At 67.8% G+C, this 14,701-nt stretch carries 18 protein-coding genes; 9 read left to right on the top strand and 9 right to left on the bottom strand.

The genetic code is table 11. From position 1 onward, the window contains the following. The first annotated feature begins 44 nt into the window (after window positions 1-44). The 4 genes from ACP7AS_RS02955 (at window position 45) to ACP7AS_RS02940 (ending at window position 3,276) form a co-directional block, all read left to right on the top strand. Entirely contained in the window at window positions 45-1,187 is a 1,143-nt protein-coding gene (locus ACP7AS_RS02955; RefSeq protein ID WP_426027339.1) for an acyltransferase family protein, read from the top strand. A gap of 38 nt (window positions 1,188-1,225) precedes the next feature. Next, window positions 1,226-1,750 (top strand): CHAP domain-containing protein, encoded by a 525-nt coding sequence (locus tag ACP7AS_RS02950; RefSeq protein ID WP_426027337.1) that lies wholly within the window; start codon window positions 1,226-1,228, stop codon window positions 1,748-1,750. 27 nt (window positions 1,751-1,777) lie between these two features. Next, window positions 1,778-2,737: a magnesium transporter CorA family protein gene (locus tag ACP7AS_RS02945; RefSeq protein ID WP_426027336.1), complete on the top strand. Its 960-nt coding sequence runs from the start codon at window positions 1,778-1,780 to the stop codon at window positions 2,735-2,737. Window positions 2,738-2,802: 65 nt separating this feature from the next. Next, the gene (locus tag ACP7AS_RS02940) at window positions 2,803-3,276 is read left to right on the top strand and encodes a COG3650 family protein (RefSeq protein ID WP_426027335.1); all 474 of its coding nucleotides are present in this window, start codon (window positions 2,803-2,805) and stop codon (window positions 3,274-3,276) included. Here ACP7AS_RS02940 and mmcB read toward each other — a convergent pair. From mmcB to hslV, 6 genes are all read right to left on the bottom strand, one after another. Next, entirely contained in the window at window positions 3,261-3,719 is a 459-nt protein-coding gene (mmcB, locus tag ACP7AS_RS02935) for a DNA repair putative endonuclease MmcB (RefSeq protein WP_426027333.1), read from the bottom strand. The genes ACP7AS_RS02940 and mmcB overlap by 16 nt on opposite strands. Before the next feature lie 53 nt (window positions 3,720-3,772). Further along, the gene (locus tag ACP7AS_RS02930; RefSeq protein WP_426027332.1) at window positions 3,773-4,297 is read right to left on the bottom strand and encodes a lipocalin family protein; all 525 of its coding nucleotides are present in this window, start codon (window positions 4,295-4,297) and stop codon (window positions 3,773-3,775) included. Window positions 4,298-4,360: 63 nt separating this feature from the next. Next, window positions 4,361-5,662 carry an ATP-dependent protease ATPase subunit HslU gene (gene hslU, locus ACP7AS_RS02925; protein ID WP_426027331.1) on the bottom strand — a complete coding sequence of 434 codons (1,302 nt, stop codon included), beginning with the start codon at window positions 5,660-5,662 and terminating at the stop codon, window positions 4,361-4,363. Between the two features lie 19 nt (window positions 5,663-5,681). Further along, entirely contained in the window at window positions 5,682-6,575 is an 894-nt protein-coding gene (locus tag ACP7AS_RS02920; RefSeq protein ID WP_426027330.1) for a hypothetical protein, read from the bottom strand. A 133-nt stretch (window positions 6,576-6,708) separates the two neighbouring features. After that, window positions 6,709-7,086: a GxxExxY protein gene (locus tag ACP7AS_RS02915; RefSeq protein WP_426027329.1), complete on the bottom strand. Its 378-nt coding sequence runs from the start codon at window positions 7,084-7,086 to the stop codon at window positions 6,709-6,711. Window positions 7,087-7,162: 76 nt separating this feature from the next. Continuing rightward, window positions 7,163-7,717, bottom strand: a complete 555-nt coding sequence (gene hslV / locus ACP7AS_RS02910; protein WP_426027327.1) for an ATP-dependent protease subunit HslV — start codon at window positions 7,715-7,717, stop codon at window positions 7,163-7,165. A gap of 143 nt (window positions 7,718-7,860) precedes the next feature. Between hslV and ACP7AS_RS02905 the strand changes: the two genes are divergently transcribed. Both ACP7AS_RS02905 and ACP7AS_RS02900 read left to right on the top strand, forming a co-directional pair. Then, window positions 7,861-8,250, top strand: coding sequence for a BLUF domain-containing protein (locus ACP7AS_RS02905; protein WP_426027325.1), 390 nt, complete (start codon window positions 7,861-7,863; stop codon window positions 8,248-8,250). Between the two features lie 31 nt (window positions 8,251-8,281). After that, window positions 8,282-9,022 carry a HesA/MoeB/ThiF family protein gene (locus ACP7AS_RS02900; RefSeq protein WP_426027324.1) on the top strand — a complete coding sequence of 247 codons (741 nt, stop codon included), beginning with the start codon at window positions 8,282-8,284 and terminating at the stop codon, window positions 9,020-9,022. A 40-nt stretch (window positions 9,023-9,062) separates the two neighbouring features. Here ACP7AS_RS02900 and ACP7AS_RS02895 read toward each other — a convergent pair whose 3' ends face one another. The 3 genes from ACP7AS_RS02895 to ACP7AS_RS02885 all read right to left on the bottom strand — a co-directional run bounded on the left by ACP7AS_RS02895 (window position 9,063) and on the right by ACP7AS_RS02885 (window position 12,146). Next, window positions 9,063-9,407 (bottom strand): alpha/beta hydrolase family protein, encoded by a 345-nt coding sequence (locus tag ACP7AS_RS02895; RefSeq protein ID WP_426027322.1) that lies wholly within the window; start codon window positions 9,405-9,407, stop codon window positions 9,063-9,065. Between the two features lie 43 nt (window positions 9,408-9,450). Next, on the bottom strand, window positions 9,451-11,010 hold the full coding sequence (locus ACP7AS_RS02890; protein ID WP_426027321.1) for an alpha/beta hydrolase family protein: 1,560 nt from the start codon (window positions 11,008-11,010) through the stop codon (window positions 9,451-9,453). Between the two features lie 149 nt (window positions 11,011-11,159). Beyond that, window positions 11,160-12,146, bottom strand: coding sequence for a 2-hydroxyacid dehydrogenase (locus ACP7AS_RS02885; RefSeq protein ID WP_426027320.1), 987 nt, complete (start codon window positions 12,144-12,146; stop codon window positions 11,160-11,162). Window positions 12,147-12,176: 30 nt separating this feature from the next. On the opposite strand from ACP7AS_RS02885, the gene ACP7AS_RS02880 reads away from it, so the two are divergent. The 3 genes from ACP7AS_RS02880 to fabB all read left to right on the top strand — a co-directional run bounded on the left by ACP7AS_RS02880 (window position 12,177) and on the right by fabB (window position 14,652). Then, on the top strand, window positions 12,177-12,734 hold the full coding sequence (locus tag ACP7AS_RS02880) for an SH3 domain-containing protein (RefSeq protein WP_426027318.1): 558 nt from the start codon (window positions 12,177-12,179) through the stop codon (window positions 12,732-12,734). Window positions 12,735-12,828: 94 nt separating this feature from the next. Beyond that, complete coding sequence (fabA, locus tag ACP7AS_RS02875; protein WP_426027317.1) at window positions 12,829-13,362, top strand: 3-hydroxyacyl-[acyl-carrier-protein] dehydratase FabA; 534 nt, start codon at window positions 12,829-12,831, stop codon at window positions 13,360-13,362. Window positions 13,363-13,422: 60 nt separating this feature from the next. Beyond that, a complete protein-coding gene (gene fabB / locus ACP7AS_RS02870) occupies window positions 13,423-14,652 on the top strand; it encodes a beta-ketoacyl-ACP synthase I (RefSeq protein ID WP_426027315.1) in 1,230 nt (409 codons plus the stop codon). The last annotated feature ends 49 nt before the right edge of the window (window positions 14,653-14,701 follow it).

The following is a 14,701-nucleotide window of genomic DNA, read 5'->3' as shown; positions in this document are numbered from 1 at the left end:
GGACTTAATCGTTTTCCAACGGTGTTCCGCCATGCTGGCGAACCATGACGCCTGTCCAGACCCCGACTGACCTGCGCGCCCTCACCGGCCTGCGCTTCCTCGCCGCCCTCTGGGTGGTGCTCTATACGGCCTGGCCGCATCTGGATGTCAGCTGGGTCCCCTTGGCCGTGACCAAGGGGTATCTGGGCGTCGAGGTCTTCTTCGTCCTGTCAGGGTTCATCCTCAGCCACGTCTATCTCGAGGCGGCGGGACAGAAGCGGTATTTGTACGGCGGCTTCCTGTGGGCGCGGATCGCCCGGGTCTATCCGCTGCATCTGGTCACCCTGTTCGGCATGGTCGCCCTGGGGGTCGCCGGGACGGCTGCCGGGCTCAGCATCGACGGTAGCCTGACCGACTGGCGCGCCCTGCCGGCGCATTTGACCATGACCCATGCCTGGGGTCTGGCCCCGACCTCGGCCTTCAACCACCCCTCCTGGTCGATCTCGGCCGAGTGGTTCGCCTATCTGACCTTCCCGGCCTATGCCTTTGTGGCCTGGCGAATGCGCGAACGGCCGGTGCTGGCCGTTGTCGGGGCCGTCGCGCTGGCCCTCGGCATCTACGCCGCCTTCCAGCCGCTGGCCGGCTTTTCCCTGACCGAGGCGACCTTCCGCTGGGGCGCGCTCAGGATCGTGCCGTGTTTCGCCCTCGGCTGCGCGCTGTACCTCGTCCATCGCCGCGCCCCGATCCCGTATGCGGGACCGGTCGCCCTGATCAGCGGCCTCGCCCTGCTGACCAGCGCCTCTCTGGGCCTGTGGGATCCGGTCACGGTCCTGCTGGCGGGAGGGCTGATCCTGGGTCTGGGCTCGCTGGACAATGCCCGCGCGGGCCTGCTGGGCTCGAGAGTCAGCGTCTATCTCGGCGAGATCAGCTATTCGATCTACATGGTCTGCGCGCCGGTCCTGCTGGTCATGACAAATGTCGCGGCGCGGCTGACGGGGGCCGGGGACAAGCAATTTCACATCATTGTGTGGCTGGGGATCGTGGCGGCCATTCCGGTCACGGCGATGGCGACCTATCACCTCGTTGAACGCCTGTGCCGCAAGGCTTTGAGGGGATTCGCCGATCGGCGGCGGGCACGGTCAACCGCGACAAAGGCGCACACCGACTCGCCTGAAAGGGTTCTTCAACCCCCGGAAACTATCGTCTAAGGCTTGGTCTTCGACAGGTCGGGACACACGCCAGCATGATGAAACGGCTCACAGCCGCTGCGGTTGCAGCGACAATCGGATTTTCAGCGCTGGGCTATGCGCCCGTCGCGAAGGCCGATGAGCCCTACTGGCAGTGCGTGACCTTCGCCCGCATGTTCTCGGGCATCAACATCTTCGGCGACGCCCTGACCTGGTGGAACCAGGCCCAGGGCAAGTTCCGCACCGGCGGACGCCCCGAGACCGGCGCGGTCCTCGCCTTCCAGCCCAGCGGCCGCATGTCCCGGGGCCATGTCGCTGTCGTGTCCGACATCCTGACCGACCGCGTCATCCGCGTGACCCATGCCAACTGGGGCGGCAGCCGCGGTCGGGTCGAGGAAAACGTCACCGTGGTGGATGTTTCGCCCTCGGGTGATTGGAGCGCGGTCAAGGTCTGGTACAACCCGATCCATGATCTGGGCACCTCCGTCTATCCGACCTATGGCTTCATCTACAAAGCCCCGGCCACCCGCTCCGTCGAGGGCCTGCTCATGGCCTCGACGGACAGCCCTTCGGGCCAGCCCTGACCTTCGCATAAGTCACGGACGGCCAGCGTGATCCGCGTCTTTTGCGCGGGCAAGACCGCCTGTGAGCAATATCCCGAGGATTCTTCGACCTGGGTGATGCCGCGGGACGCGGTCTGGATCGATCTGGTTAAGCCGACGCGAGAGGAAGACGCCGCTGTCGAGAAGGCGCTGGGCCTGTCGATACCGACGCGCGAGGAGATGGCCGAGCTGGAGGCCTCCAGCCGCGTCTATCGCGAGAACGGTGCCATCTACGCCACCGCCGACATCATCACCCACGGGGACGATGAGCTTCCCGGGATCGAGCCCGTCACATTCATGGTCACGGACGGCCCGCTGTTGACCATCCGCTACGTCGACCCCAAGCCCTTCACCCTGATGGTCGAAAAGCTGGAGCGGGAGCCTCAGCTGTGCGCCACGGGGACGGACATCTTCCTGCACCTGATGGAGACGGTGATCGACCGCGTCTCGGACATTCTGTCGGGCACGGTGGGGCGGGTCGAGGGTATCGCCGGCCACGTCTTCTCTGGCGGCAAGACGGTCGGGTTCGAAAAGCTGATCACCAAACTGGGCCGCGCCCAGATGACCAACGCCCGCATCGAGCAGAGCTTGGCCGGCTTGACCCGCATCTTTGCCTTCGTCGGCGTCGACGAGCGGATGAACAAGGGCGATGGCCGCGCCCACCTGCGTTCGCTGTCCCGGGATGCCGAAAGCCTGTCGGCCCACAACCACGCGGTCGCCGCCTCGATCAATTTCCAGCTGTCAGCGGCGCTGGGGCTGATCAACATCGAGCAGTCGTCGATCATCAAGATCTTCTCGGTGGCGGCGGTGGCCTTCCTTCCGCCGACGCTGATCGCCTCGATCTACGGCATGAATTTCCACAGCATGCCGGAGCTGTCGCAGCCGTGGGGCTATCCGGTGGCGGTCGGGGCCATGGTGGTTTCGGCCCTGCTGCCGCTCGCCTGGTTCAAGAAGAAGGGCTGGCTGTAGCGCCGCCGGACTTGACCCCGCCCGCCCGTCCGCGCTTGTTGCGCGGCGAAACCGGAGAGCGTGCCATGCGTCTGATCGTCCTTGCCTGCGCCCCGGTCCTGTTTCTGTCAGCCTGTTCGCAGCCGGAGACGGTTCCGGCCCCGCCGCCCGCTCCCGAGCCGGCGACGATCCTGGCCGGCGTCGATCTTACGAAACCGGTCCGCGCCCTGGGCACAGAGCCGTTCTGGGGGGTCGAACTGACCGGTACCGAGATCATCTATTCGGGCGTCGACCGGCCGGTACAGCGCGCGCCCCAGCCTCAAGCGGTCATTCAGGGCACCACCGTCACCCTGGCGGGCACGACCGCCGGCGGCACGGCCATCAGCGTGATGCTGGCGGCCACGGAATGCTCGGACGGCATGAGCGACCGCACCTATCCGCTGTCGGCCATCGTCAAGGTCGGCGACGAGACCCTGACCGGCTGCGCCGCCTCTTCGGCCGCCATCCTGTCCAGCGGCGAGAGCGGCCCGGTCGCCGAACCGGCTCAGCCGGCGGTGTAGTCGCGCAAGGTCCGCATCGCCCCCAGACGCGCGAAGGCGATGGTCAGGGCCTTGCGGCGCGCGGGGGCCAGGGGTGACGACGGTGCGTCGCGCACCACGGCCCCGCCAAAACCGTCGGCGACGATCAGTCCCGGGTGGTCGGGCAGGACCTCCGACGGAAATCCGGGTGCCACCGCGAAATAGAAGGCGTCGCAGAAGGGGCCGTACTCGCCCCATTTGCGGTCGACCCGATAGTCCTCGATCCCCGACTTCACCTCGCAGATGACGATGTCGCCGCGGGGTCCGATGGCCATGACGTCGGCACGGCGGCCGTTGGGCAGGCCCACTTCCAGCAGGGGGGCATAGCCCAGGTCGACCATCAGCCGGGCCGCCCCGCGCGTCACCGACAGGGTCGTTCCGGGGCGGCTGAAAACCAGGTCGATGGACACGGCGGCGGCGGGCATGGCCGACTTATGTTCCGCTTGTGTTCCGATTTCAAGCCGGACGGTGCGGTGCGTCAGCGGCCGGTATGGACCACCGCTGCCGTGTCGAGGCCCAGGGCGCGGGCGCGGGCGACCAGCCGGGTCCGTTCGCCTTCCGACGGGCTCTGGCTGCGGTGCCAGACCCACCAGTCGGACCTGTTCGGCAGGGCCATGATGGCCCAGCTGTAGTCGGGCGCATGGTCCCAGACCCAGTAGTTCTGGCCCGCCAGGCCGCCGACGCCCAGCAGACCGGTCAGGGTGAAGCGGAACCGGGCATTGGTCCCGGGATCGGTGACGCGGGCGTTGGCGCGCAGGGTCTCGACTCCACCGTCGACGCTGCGCGTGCAGGTGACAACGATGCCGTACCGGTTCGGTTGTCGCTGCGGATTGAAATCGATCTGGGCCCGACGGCATGGCTTCTGGGCGTCGTTGGGGCTGCGCGCGATCTCGAACCAGCGACCATCGAACTGGTCCAGGTTCACATCGCGTGACTGGGCGGCAGCGGGGACGGCCAGGGCGCACAGGGCGGCGGTCAGAAGGGCCGGGCGGATCAGGGTCATCAAGCGTCCTTCGCGTGGTCGTCGCGCAAAGATACGCACAAAGGGGCCCATCGGTTGCCGATTCTAGAGGATGAACCGGCTCAGGTCGGCGTCGCGCGCCAGGTCGCCGACAAGGTCGCGCACCCTCGGACCGTCGAAGGCCACGGTCTGGCCGCCCAGGTCCGAGGCCTTGAAGCTGGTCTCTTCCAGCACCCGTTCGATGACGGTCACCAGCCGCCGGGCACCGATGTTCTCGACCGCGCTGTTGGCGGCGACGGCGGCGTCGGCCATGGCTTCGACCGCGTCGGCGGTGAAGGTCAGGGTCACGTCCTCGGTGGCGAGCAGGGCCTGGTTCTGACGGATCAGATTGGCTTCGGGCTCGGTCAGGATGCGCACGAAGTCGTCGCGGGTCAGGGCCTTCAGCTCGACCCGGATGGGCAGCCGGCCCTGCAGTTCGGGCAGCAGGTCCGACGGCTTGGCCACATGGAAGGCACCCGAGGCGATGAACAGCACATGGTCCGACTTCACCGGCCCGTATTTGGTGGACACGGTGGTGCCCTCGATCAGGGGCAGCAGGTCGCGCTGGACGCCTTCGCGGGACACGTCGCCCCCCGAACGATCCGAGCGTCCGGCGACCTTGTCGATCTCGTCGATGAAGACGATGCCCTCGTTCTCGGCCAGCGCCATTGCCTCTGCGGTCAGGCTTTCCTGATCCAGCAGCTTGTCGCTTTCATCCGTGACGAGCGGGCCGACGGCGTCGCGGACGGTCAGCCTGGCGGTCTTGGTCCGTCCTCCGCCCAGCTTGCCCAGCATTTCGGACAGATTGATCATGCCGACATTGCCGCCGCCGGGGATGTCGAGCCCCTGTACGGGGGAGGCGGTCTCGGCCAGCGAGACCTCGATCTCCTTGTCGTCCATTTCGCCGGCGCGCAGCTTCTTGCGGAAGCTCTCGCGTGTGGCCGGCTGGGAGCCGGGGCCGACCAGGGCGTCGAGGATGCGCTCCTCGGCGGCGGCTTCGGCCCTGGCCTTGACCCCGGCCCGCCGCTTGTCGCGCACCATGACCAGCGCCGCCTCGACCAGGTCGCGCATGATCGAGTCCACGTCGCGGCCGACATAGCCGACCTCGGTGAATTTGGTCGCTTCGATCTTCAGGAAGGGCGAACCGGCCAGCCTGGCCAGCCGCCGGGCGATCTCGGTCTTGCCGACGCCGGTGGGCCCGATCATCAGGATGTTCTTGGGCGTGACCTCGTCCCGCAGCTCATCGGGCACCCGCTTCCGGCGCCAGCGGTTGCGCAGGGCCACGGCGACGGCGCGTTTGGCGTCGTCCTGGCCGACGATGAAACGGTCCAGTTCGGAGACGATTTCGCGGGGGGACAGATCGGTCATGGTTTGCAGATAGGGCGGCTCAGCCCCCGGCGGGAGGGGGTGCGGGAATCAGCTGCGCCAGCACGATCCGGAAGCCGCCTTCCTGCCTCTGCCACAGCCGCACGTAATGGCCGGTCCATTCCTGTCCGTCGCGGATCCAGGCGGCCGGACCATAGGTCCAGACGAGGTCGCCGTACTGCGACTGCCCGCCGCCCTCCGTCGGGCCGAACCGGAACGTCGCCGGCCAGCCGGCGAGCGCCTCCGCGAAGGCGGTCCGCCCGATTGCCGGGGGCAGGGGCGCGACGTAAAGCCGGCCGTTGTCGGACATCGCCGCCAGATGGGCGGCCCTCTGGTCGGTCATGGCGGCGCGGGCGAGGGCGGCTTCCTCCTCCCGCACCCTCGTCATCGCCCAGTCCGCGGCCATCGGCGGCGGAGGGCGGTCAAGAGAGGTGACGACCTGCAGGAGTTCAGGCCCCGGCGGCAGGATGGCCGGCTCGGTGTCCGGCCCGGGCACGTCGGCCGCGCTGGCCCCCGAGCCGCTGTCGTAGACCCATTTCCAGTCCCCGTCGGGCTGGCGCTTCCAGATGGTGAAATAGTGCCCGGTTCTCCGGCCGTTCACCGCCACGCCGCCGGTGGTGAAGCCCAGGTCGCCGGAGCGGGAGATGCCCGCGAAATTCGGCCACCATTCCAGGCGGATCTCATCGGCGGGACGAGGGATGTCCGGCGGAAAGACGTCGCGTACGGTCTGGACCTCGCCGTCGCCGATCATCACGGCATCGGGGACCGACCATTTGTTGAAACTGGCCGTCAGCCCCAGCAGGGGCGCGTCCGCGGCGAAGGCCCGCTCGGCCGCCACGATGGGTGCCGCATCCTCAGCCTGGGCGAGGGCCGGGCCGGCGGCCAGCAGAACGGCGGCGAAGACAATGGCGCGCATGTGAAGTCCTCCGGCCTGCATTGATCGCCGAAACCATCCGCCTGTCCCGTTAAATCTCGGCAAGGCGCGGTGCCGTGCCGCGATTGCTAATTCATCACGAAGGACACCAAGGGTCACCAAGGACACTAAGCGGTCAGAGAACGAGGCGGCGAAGGCCGTTCTTGAGGAGGGTAGAGTTGAAATTGATCAGGTAGCCGAGCCGAAGGCCTGAGAAGCGCAAATAAGTCAGGACCTGAGACGTATGGATCGACGCCAGGGCGTCGATCGATTTGATTTCCACCACCACGCGCTTCTCGACGAGAAGATCGAGACGAAAGCCAACTTCCAGGCGGGTATTGCCATAGACGACTGGCACGCCAACCTGACGCTCGACGTTCAAGCCTCTCTGCTTAAGCTCTTCCGCGAGGCAGGCTTCATAGACCGACTCGAACAGGCCCGGACCGAGGGCGCGATGCACCGCCAAGGCCGAATCCACGACTACCCGTCCGATCCGTTCACCGTCTTCCGACACGCACCCGGTCCCCTTCGCGCTCTTTGTGGTCCCTCGTGTCCCTGGTGATGAACCAACCGGCGCTTGGCCTCGGCCCTCAGTTCAGCGTCTCAACCGTCAGATTGCCGTTGGTGTAGACACAGATGTCGGCGGCGATCGCCATGGCGCGCCGCGCGATCTGTTCCGCGTCCATCTCGGTGTGATCCAGCAGGGCGCGGGCCGCCGACAGGGCGAAATTACCACCGGATCCGACCGCCGCGACCCCGTGCTCGGGCTCCAGCACGTCGCCGACGCCGGTGACGGTGAAGATCGACGTCCTGTCCGCCACCAGCAGCATGGCCTCCAGCCGGCGCAGATAGCGGTCGGTGCGCCAGTCCTTGGCCAGGTCGACGCAGGCGCGCGCCAGCTGGTCGGGGTATTGCTCCAGCTTGGCTTCCAGCCGTTCGATCAGGGTGAAGGCGTCGGCGGTGGCTCCGGCGAAGCCCGCCAGCACCTTGCCGCCGGCCAGCACCCGGACCTTGCGGGCCGCGCCCTTGACGATCGTCGGGCCCATGGAGACCTGGCCGTCGCCGGCGATGACCGTCCGGCCATCCTTGCGGACGGCCAGGATGGTGGTGCCGTGCCAGTCGGGAAAAGTGCTCGCGTTTGTCATCTTCCAGAGATGGCGACCGAAATGCGGCGCGGCAAGCCGTTTACCCAGCAAATACAATTTCGAGAAAGCGCCACGTTTTTGCCCTTGTAACGGGTTACAAAGGCAAAATTCATTCAAATAACTGCGTATTCAGGGCAATCATATTGCTTCATCGTGTCATCTACTCGAGCGAAGCTGTCGGCGCGACAGGCGTCTCGACGCTGTCGATCGCCCAGATTTTGGGCCACGCCGAAGGCACAAACCGGCGTGACCACATCACCAGTTGCGTGATGTTCCATCAGGGCCACATCCTGCAGGTCGTCGAGGGCGGACGCGTCGACATCGATCGCCTGATGCGACGCCTGTTGGCCGATCCCCGTCACAGCGGAATGCGCACCCTCGTCGACATGCCGATCAACGCCCGCACCCTGCAGGAGCCGATGTCCATGTGCGCCGATCCGGCCGCCCTCCTCCAACAGCTGGGCCTGCCGTGCCTGTCGCAGGTAACGGCGCGCGAGGCTGAAGCCCTGATCGAGTACAGCATGGCCGCGTGACGTCAGGCCGATCCCGGCCTAACGGAGAAGGGTGACCTTCTCCGACGATGAAATCGAACGCTACGCCCGCCATCTGGTCCTCGCCGAGGTGGGGGGACCGGGCCAGCAAAGACTGAAGGCCGCGCGCGTCGCCATCGTCGGCATGGGCGGCGTCGGCGGCCCGGCCGCCCTGTATCTGGCCGCCGCCGGTGTCGGAAGCCTGCGGCTGATCGACGACGATACCGTCGGTTTGTCCAATCTCCAGCGCCAGATCACCTTCGCCACGCGCGACATCGGGCGCGCCAAGGTCGAGGCCGGCGCGGACGCCCTGACCGCCCTCAACCCTCATGTCCGCATGGAGCCCGTCGCCGAACAGCTGACGGATGCCAATGCCGCGCGTCTGGTCGCGGGCTGCGACGTCGTCATCGACGGCACCGACGACTTTGCCGCGCGCCTCGCCGTCAACCGGGCGTGCGTCGTCGCTCGCATTCCCCTGGTGTCGGGGGCGCTGGGCCGCTGGAGCGGGCAGGTCGGGGTGTTCGCGGGCCGGCCCTGCTACCGCTGTTTGACGCCCGAGGTGCCGCCCGAGGCCGAGACCTGCGCCCGCGTCGGCGTGGTCGGAGCCCTGGCCGGCGTCGTCGGCTCCATGGCCGCGCTGGAAGCGGTCAAGCTGATCACCGGCGCGGGCGAACCGCTGATCGGCCGACTGCTGATCTACGACGGCCTGGCCGGCACTGCCCGGGTGGTCCGCATCGTCGCCGACCCGGACTGTGCGGTGTGTGCGGGCGGCTGAAGTTCGAACGGTTGAGGCGGAAACGCTTTGCGATTCCGCACTACGCGAAGGCTTGCCGCAGCAGGGCGACATAGCGGGTCATCAATTCCTGCTCCCTGGCGTCTTCCCAGTCCGCGTGCCCCGCGTCCTCGACCTCGATCAGTTCGACCGGTTTGCCGGCGCTGCGCAGGGCGTCGCGCATCCGGCGGGACTGGATCAGCGGCAGGACCGGGTCGTCGACCCCGTGCACCAGAATCACCGGGCACGTGATCTCGCCGGCCCGGCGACGGGGCGAGGCCGCCTCCAGCGCCGGCCCCATGACCGACCGGTCGCCGATCCGCTTGGTCCAGAATTCATAGATCGGCTTGCCCGGGGTGTCGTCCTCGCGGTCTTCCCACGCCAGCACGTCGGGCAGGTCGTAGACGCCGCATATGCCGATCGCGGCCTTGTTACAGGTCCGGCCGCTTCACCGCCCCCATCAGGGCTGCATAGGCGCCATAGCTGGTGCCCATGATAGCGACCTTCGACGCGTCCAGACCCTTGGCGGCGATGGCGTGGGCGACGGCGTCCTCGACATCGTCCTGCATCCGGTCGCCCCAGCGGGTCCAGCCTTGCTGTGCGAATTCCTGGCCATAGCCGCCCGAGCCGCGGAAATTCGGCCGCAGCACCCACCAGCCCTGTGCGGCCAGCACTTGGACCTGACGGTCCCAGCTCGGCGTGTCGCGCACCTCGGGTCCGCCATGCGGAAGGACCACCAGCGGGCCGGGACGGCCTCCGGGCGGCGCCGTCAGATAGGCCTCGATGGCCGCGTCGTCGCGAGTCTGCACCTGCAGGACCTCGCCCGCGCCCAGTCGCGCCGGGTCAAGATCCCGCGCCTGTCCGAGGTTGACGATCGCCCGTGCGGCCTTGTCGTAGAAGAACCAGGCCCCGGGCTCCGCCGGCCCGTCCACACGGGCGATGAAGCGGTTGCGGGCCATGTCGACGTCCGTGAAATGGACGTTGCACGTATTGCCGAAGAAGCGGTTCAGCGCGCGGTGGTGGACCGCTAGGGCGGGGTCGACGAACTCATACTCCAGCCGTTCGCCGTAGTAGGCTGCGCCCAGATAGTTGCCGGCCGAATCCGGCAGACCATAGGCGACGTCCCGGCCCGGGCGCGGGTTCAGCGGCGGACCGAGCGCCGTCGTGGTCAGGTCCATCTCGCGGACGCTCTGGACGTCCTCGTTGTCGAAACGGGCGATGACCAGCACCTTGCCGGGTGTCTCGCCGGCGCCGACCCACAGAAAGTCGGGTGCCTCGCGCACCCGCGTACGGCGGGCCACCTTCCACTCGGTCTCGCCGGGCGCCCGGACCATGATGGTCTCGACCGTGCTGCGGCTGTTCATGTCATGACGCAGCACGGGCACGCCGTTGACGGCCCGCCAGTGATAGGTGCCCGAGCCGCCGCGTTCGATCCGCGTCGCCGCCCCCGTGTTCACATTGACGCGGTACAGGCCCATCACTCCGTCGGCCTCCCAGGTGGCCAACAGGACATGGTCGGAATCGTTGGGCAGCATGTCGATGATGCGGCCCATATCGAACGAGTTGCGCATGCGGTTGCGCTGATCGCTGAACAGCAGCACCACCTCGCCGGTCGTGGCGTTCACGGAGACCGTGCGGCGCATATAGTATTCGACGCCCGCCACCCTCCGGTTCGATCCGGCCTGCGACCGGGCCGAGGTCTCGGCCTTCATGATCACGCTGACCAGAAGGCGCTCGTCGCTGGCCCAGTCGATGAAGCTGACCATGACCGCGCCGAGGGGGACCCGGCGACGCTGACCTTCAGGGTCGGCGGCGTCGATAAAGTCGATGGCGCTGACCGGGTTTTCATCGTTGCCGAGATTTTCGGCCACCGCGATCCGGTTTCCGGACGGCGACAGGGCCGCGCCGCTGCTCATGGTCGGCTTGAAGAACTCGGTCAGCGGGTAGGCACCGCCCTCGGCCCGCGCCACGCCCGGAGGCAGGGCCGCCATACCCCCCAGCGCCACCGTTCAGGCCAGCAGGCCGCGCCGTGACAGGACGGCTCGCGCCGCCTTGCTCAATCTGATTGTCATGGTTCCACCCCGAAACGCTACTCGACCTCTACCAACCTAAGGTTTGGTCAAGCGTCAAGCGCAAGGATTCAGAGCATCGCCGGAATAACCCGGTCCGACGGCCGATGGCCGTTCTGGAAGGTCAGGATGTTGGCGATGACCCGGTCGCCCATGTCCTGACGCGCCTCCAGCGTGGCCGAGCCGAGGTGGGGCAGCAGCACGACGTTCGCATGGCCCATCAGGCCGGGATGGATGGCGGGTTCGTGCTCATAGACATCCAGCCCGACACCCGCGAGGGCGCGGCTGGCGACGGCATCGGCCAGCGCCGCCTCGTCGATCAGGTCGCCGCGCGCGGTGTTGATCAGGATGGCATGCGGCTGAAGCCGCGCCAGCCGTTCGGCCGACAGCAGGTGATGGGTGTCCTTCGTCGCCGGGCAGTTCAGCGAGATCAGGTCCATCCGGGCCAGCATCTGGTCGAGGTCGTCCCAGTAGGTCGCCCCCAGCTCCTCGGCGATCATCGCCGGGACGGGTTTGCGGTTGTGATAGTGGACCTGCATCCCGAACGCCCGGGCCCGCCGCGCCAGGGCCTGGCCGATGCGGCCCATGCCGACGATGCCCAGCCGCTTGCCCCACAGCTTGCGGCCGCACATCCAGGTCGGGGTCCAGCCCTCGAAACCGCCTGCGGCCACCACCTCGGCCCCTTCGACGATGCGGCGGCTGACCGCGAGGATCAGCGCCATGGCCAGGTCGGCGGTGTCCTCGGTCAGGACGCCGGGGGTGTTGGTGATGATGATCCCGCGCGCCACGGCGGCATCGATGTCGATATGGTCCACGCCGGCCCCGAAATTGGCGATCATCTTCAGCTGGTCGCCGGCCCGGGCGATCAGCGCGCTGTCGATCACGTCGGTGATGGTCGGCAAAAGCACGTCGGCCCGCTGGACCGCCGCCTCCAACGCCGCCCGGTCCATCGGCCGGTCGGTCAGGTTCAGCTCGGCGTCGAACAGCTCGCGGGCGCGGGTTTCGACCGCGTCCGGCAGGCGTCTGGTTAATACGACCTTAAGGCGGGGCGAGGACATTCTGGGCCTTGAGATTTACGGAAGCAGACGGTGTCTAGCAAAGCTCGCTCCCGCCTCCAAAGGCTGGCTGTCATCGCGGCAGTTCTCGGTGCCGCACTGGTCGGTGGCGCGGGCCAGACCATGCCTGACGGGCGGCCCACGCCCAGCGGCCAGCCCGTGCCGCGCTGGCTGTCGCTCAAATCCTCCGAGGTGCGGGCCCGCTCGGGGCCCGGCCTGGACTACAGCATCCTGTGGGAATACCGCGCCTCGGGCCTGCCGGTGCAGGTGGTCGCCGAGACGACGGAGTGGCGCAAGATCTGTGACCCGGCCGGTGCCGTCGCCTGGGTCCATCGCAGCGTGGTCTCCAGCCGCCGCAGCGTGTTCAACACCTCGGACGTCGAAGTGCCGATCCGCAGCGGGCGGTCCGATACGGCACCGCTGCGGGCGCGGTTGAGCCCCCGGTCCCTCGCGCCGATGGACGGGTGCGAGGAGGGCTGGTGCGAGGTGCGGGTGCGCCGGATGCGCGGCTGGGTCCGCCAGAGCGCGGTGTTCGGGGCCGAGGCGCGGGCGCTGTGCAGCGCCGGCCGTCCGGCGGGACCCCGACGCTAGGCTGCTCCTCGCCATCAGCCGGGAAGACAACGCATGTTGAGCCGACCGCCGCCGTCGTGTACGCCGACGGCGACACCCGCCGGAGAGCGATGCGTTGAGCGAATTAAAATATCCGTCGTCGTTCGATTACGAGGGCCTTCTGGCCTCGGGCCGGGGCGAACTGTTCGGGGCCGGAAACGCCCAGCTTCCGGCCCCGCCGATGCTGATGTTCGACCGAATCACGCAGATCAGCGCCGATGGCGGTGCCCACGGCAAGGGCTATGTCGAGGCCGAGCTGGATATCCATCCGGACCTCTGGTTCTTTCAGTGCCACTTCATTGGCGATCCGGTCATGCCGGGTTGTCTGGGGCTGGACGCCATGTGGCAGCTGGTCGGTTTCTACCTCGGCTGGATCGGCGGGCCCGGCAGGGGTCGCGCCCTCGGTGTCGGTGACGTCAAATTTACCGGCCAGGTGCAGCCGCACATCAAGAAGGTCGTTTACAAGATCGATCTCAAGCGGGTCATCAACCGCCGGCTGGTCATGGGCATCGCCGACGGCGTGCTCGAGGCCGACGGCGAGGTGATCTATACCTGCCAGGACATGCGCGTCGGCCTGTTCGGCGGCACCGCTGAACCGGTCGGCGGCTGAATTCTCACGACCCAGACCGCGGCCAACGCGGCGACTGAAGACTGACAAGGGAAAACCATCATGCGGCGTGTCGTCGTCACCGGCCTCGGTATCGTCTCCTCCATCGGCACGGGCCAGGATGAGGTCAGCGCCTCGCTGCGCGACGCCCGATCGGGCGTCGTCGCCGCGCCGGACCATATCCAGCACGGTTTCCGGTCCCAGGTCTGGGCCCCGCCGTCGCTGGGCGTGACGGCCGAGGACTGGGCCCCGCTGGTCGACCGCCGCGCCGCCCGCTTCCTCGCCAACGGCACGGCCTGGGGCCACATCGCCTTCGAGGAGGCGCTGAAGGATTCCGGCATGACGGCGGACGAGATCAAGTCCGACCGCATCGGCGTCATCGTCGGCGAGGGCGGCCCCTCGACCCAGGTCATCCTGCAGGCGGCCGCCACCACCATCGAAAAGGGCTCGCCCAAGCGCATCGGGCCGTTCGCCGTGCCCAAGGCCATGGCTTCGGGCCCGTCGGCCGTTCTGGCCACCTGGTTCCAGCTTCGCGGCATCAACTATTCGATCAGCTCGGCCTGCGCGACCTCGGCCCACTGCATCGGCGCGGGTGCCGAACAGATCGCCTGGGGCAAGCAGGACGTGGTCTTCGCCGGCGGCGTGGAAGACATCGACTGGTCGATGTCCTCCATGTTCGACGCCATGGGTGCCATGTCGTCCAACTTCAACGACACGCCGTCGGTCGCCAGCCGGGCCTACGACAAGGATCGCGACGGCTTCGTCATCGCCGGCGGGGCCGGCATCGTGGTGCTGGAAGAGTATGAGCGGGCCGTGGCGCGCGGCGCGACCATCTATGCCGAGGTCACCGGCTACGGGGCCAACTCCGACGGCTATGACATGGTCGCCCCCTCGGGCGAGGGTGCCGAGCGCTGCATGAAGATCGCCCTCGACATGGCCGGCAATCCGAAGATCGACTACCTCAACCCGCACGGCACCTCGACGCCCGTGGGCGATTCCAAGGAGATGGGCGCGGTGCGCAACGTCTTCGGCGACGCCCTGCCGATGATCTCGTCGACCAAGTCGCTGACCGGCCATTCGCTGGGCGCGGCCGGGGCGCAGGAGGCGATCTACTGCCTGCTGATGATGAAGCACGGCTTCGCCGCCGCCAGCGCCCACATCGAAACCCTCGACCCCGAGTTCGAGGGCATGCCGATCCTGCGCAAACGCCACGACGGCGAGCTGAAGCACGTCATGTCCAACAGCTTCGGCTTCGGCGGGACGAACGGCACGCTGATCCTCAGCAAGGTCTGACCTCTCTCGTCCGTCACCCTCGGGCTTGACCCGAGGGTGACGGACCACC

The organism is Brevundimonas sp. TWP2-3-4b2 (assembly GCF_049897345.1).
Classification (GTDB): Bacteria; Pseudomonadota; Alphaproteobacteria; order Caulobacterales; family Caulobacteraceae; genus Brevundimonas.
This window is presented reverse-complemented; position numbering and strand designations above follow the sequence as displayed.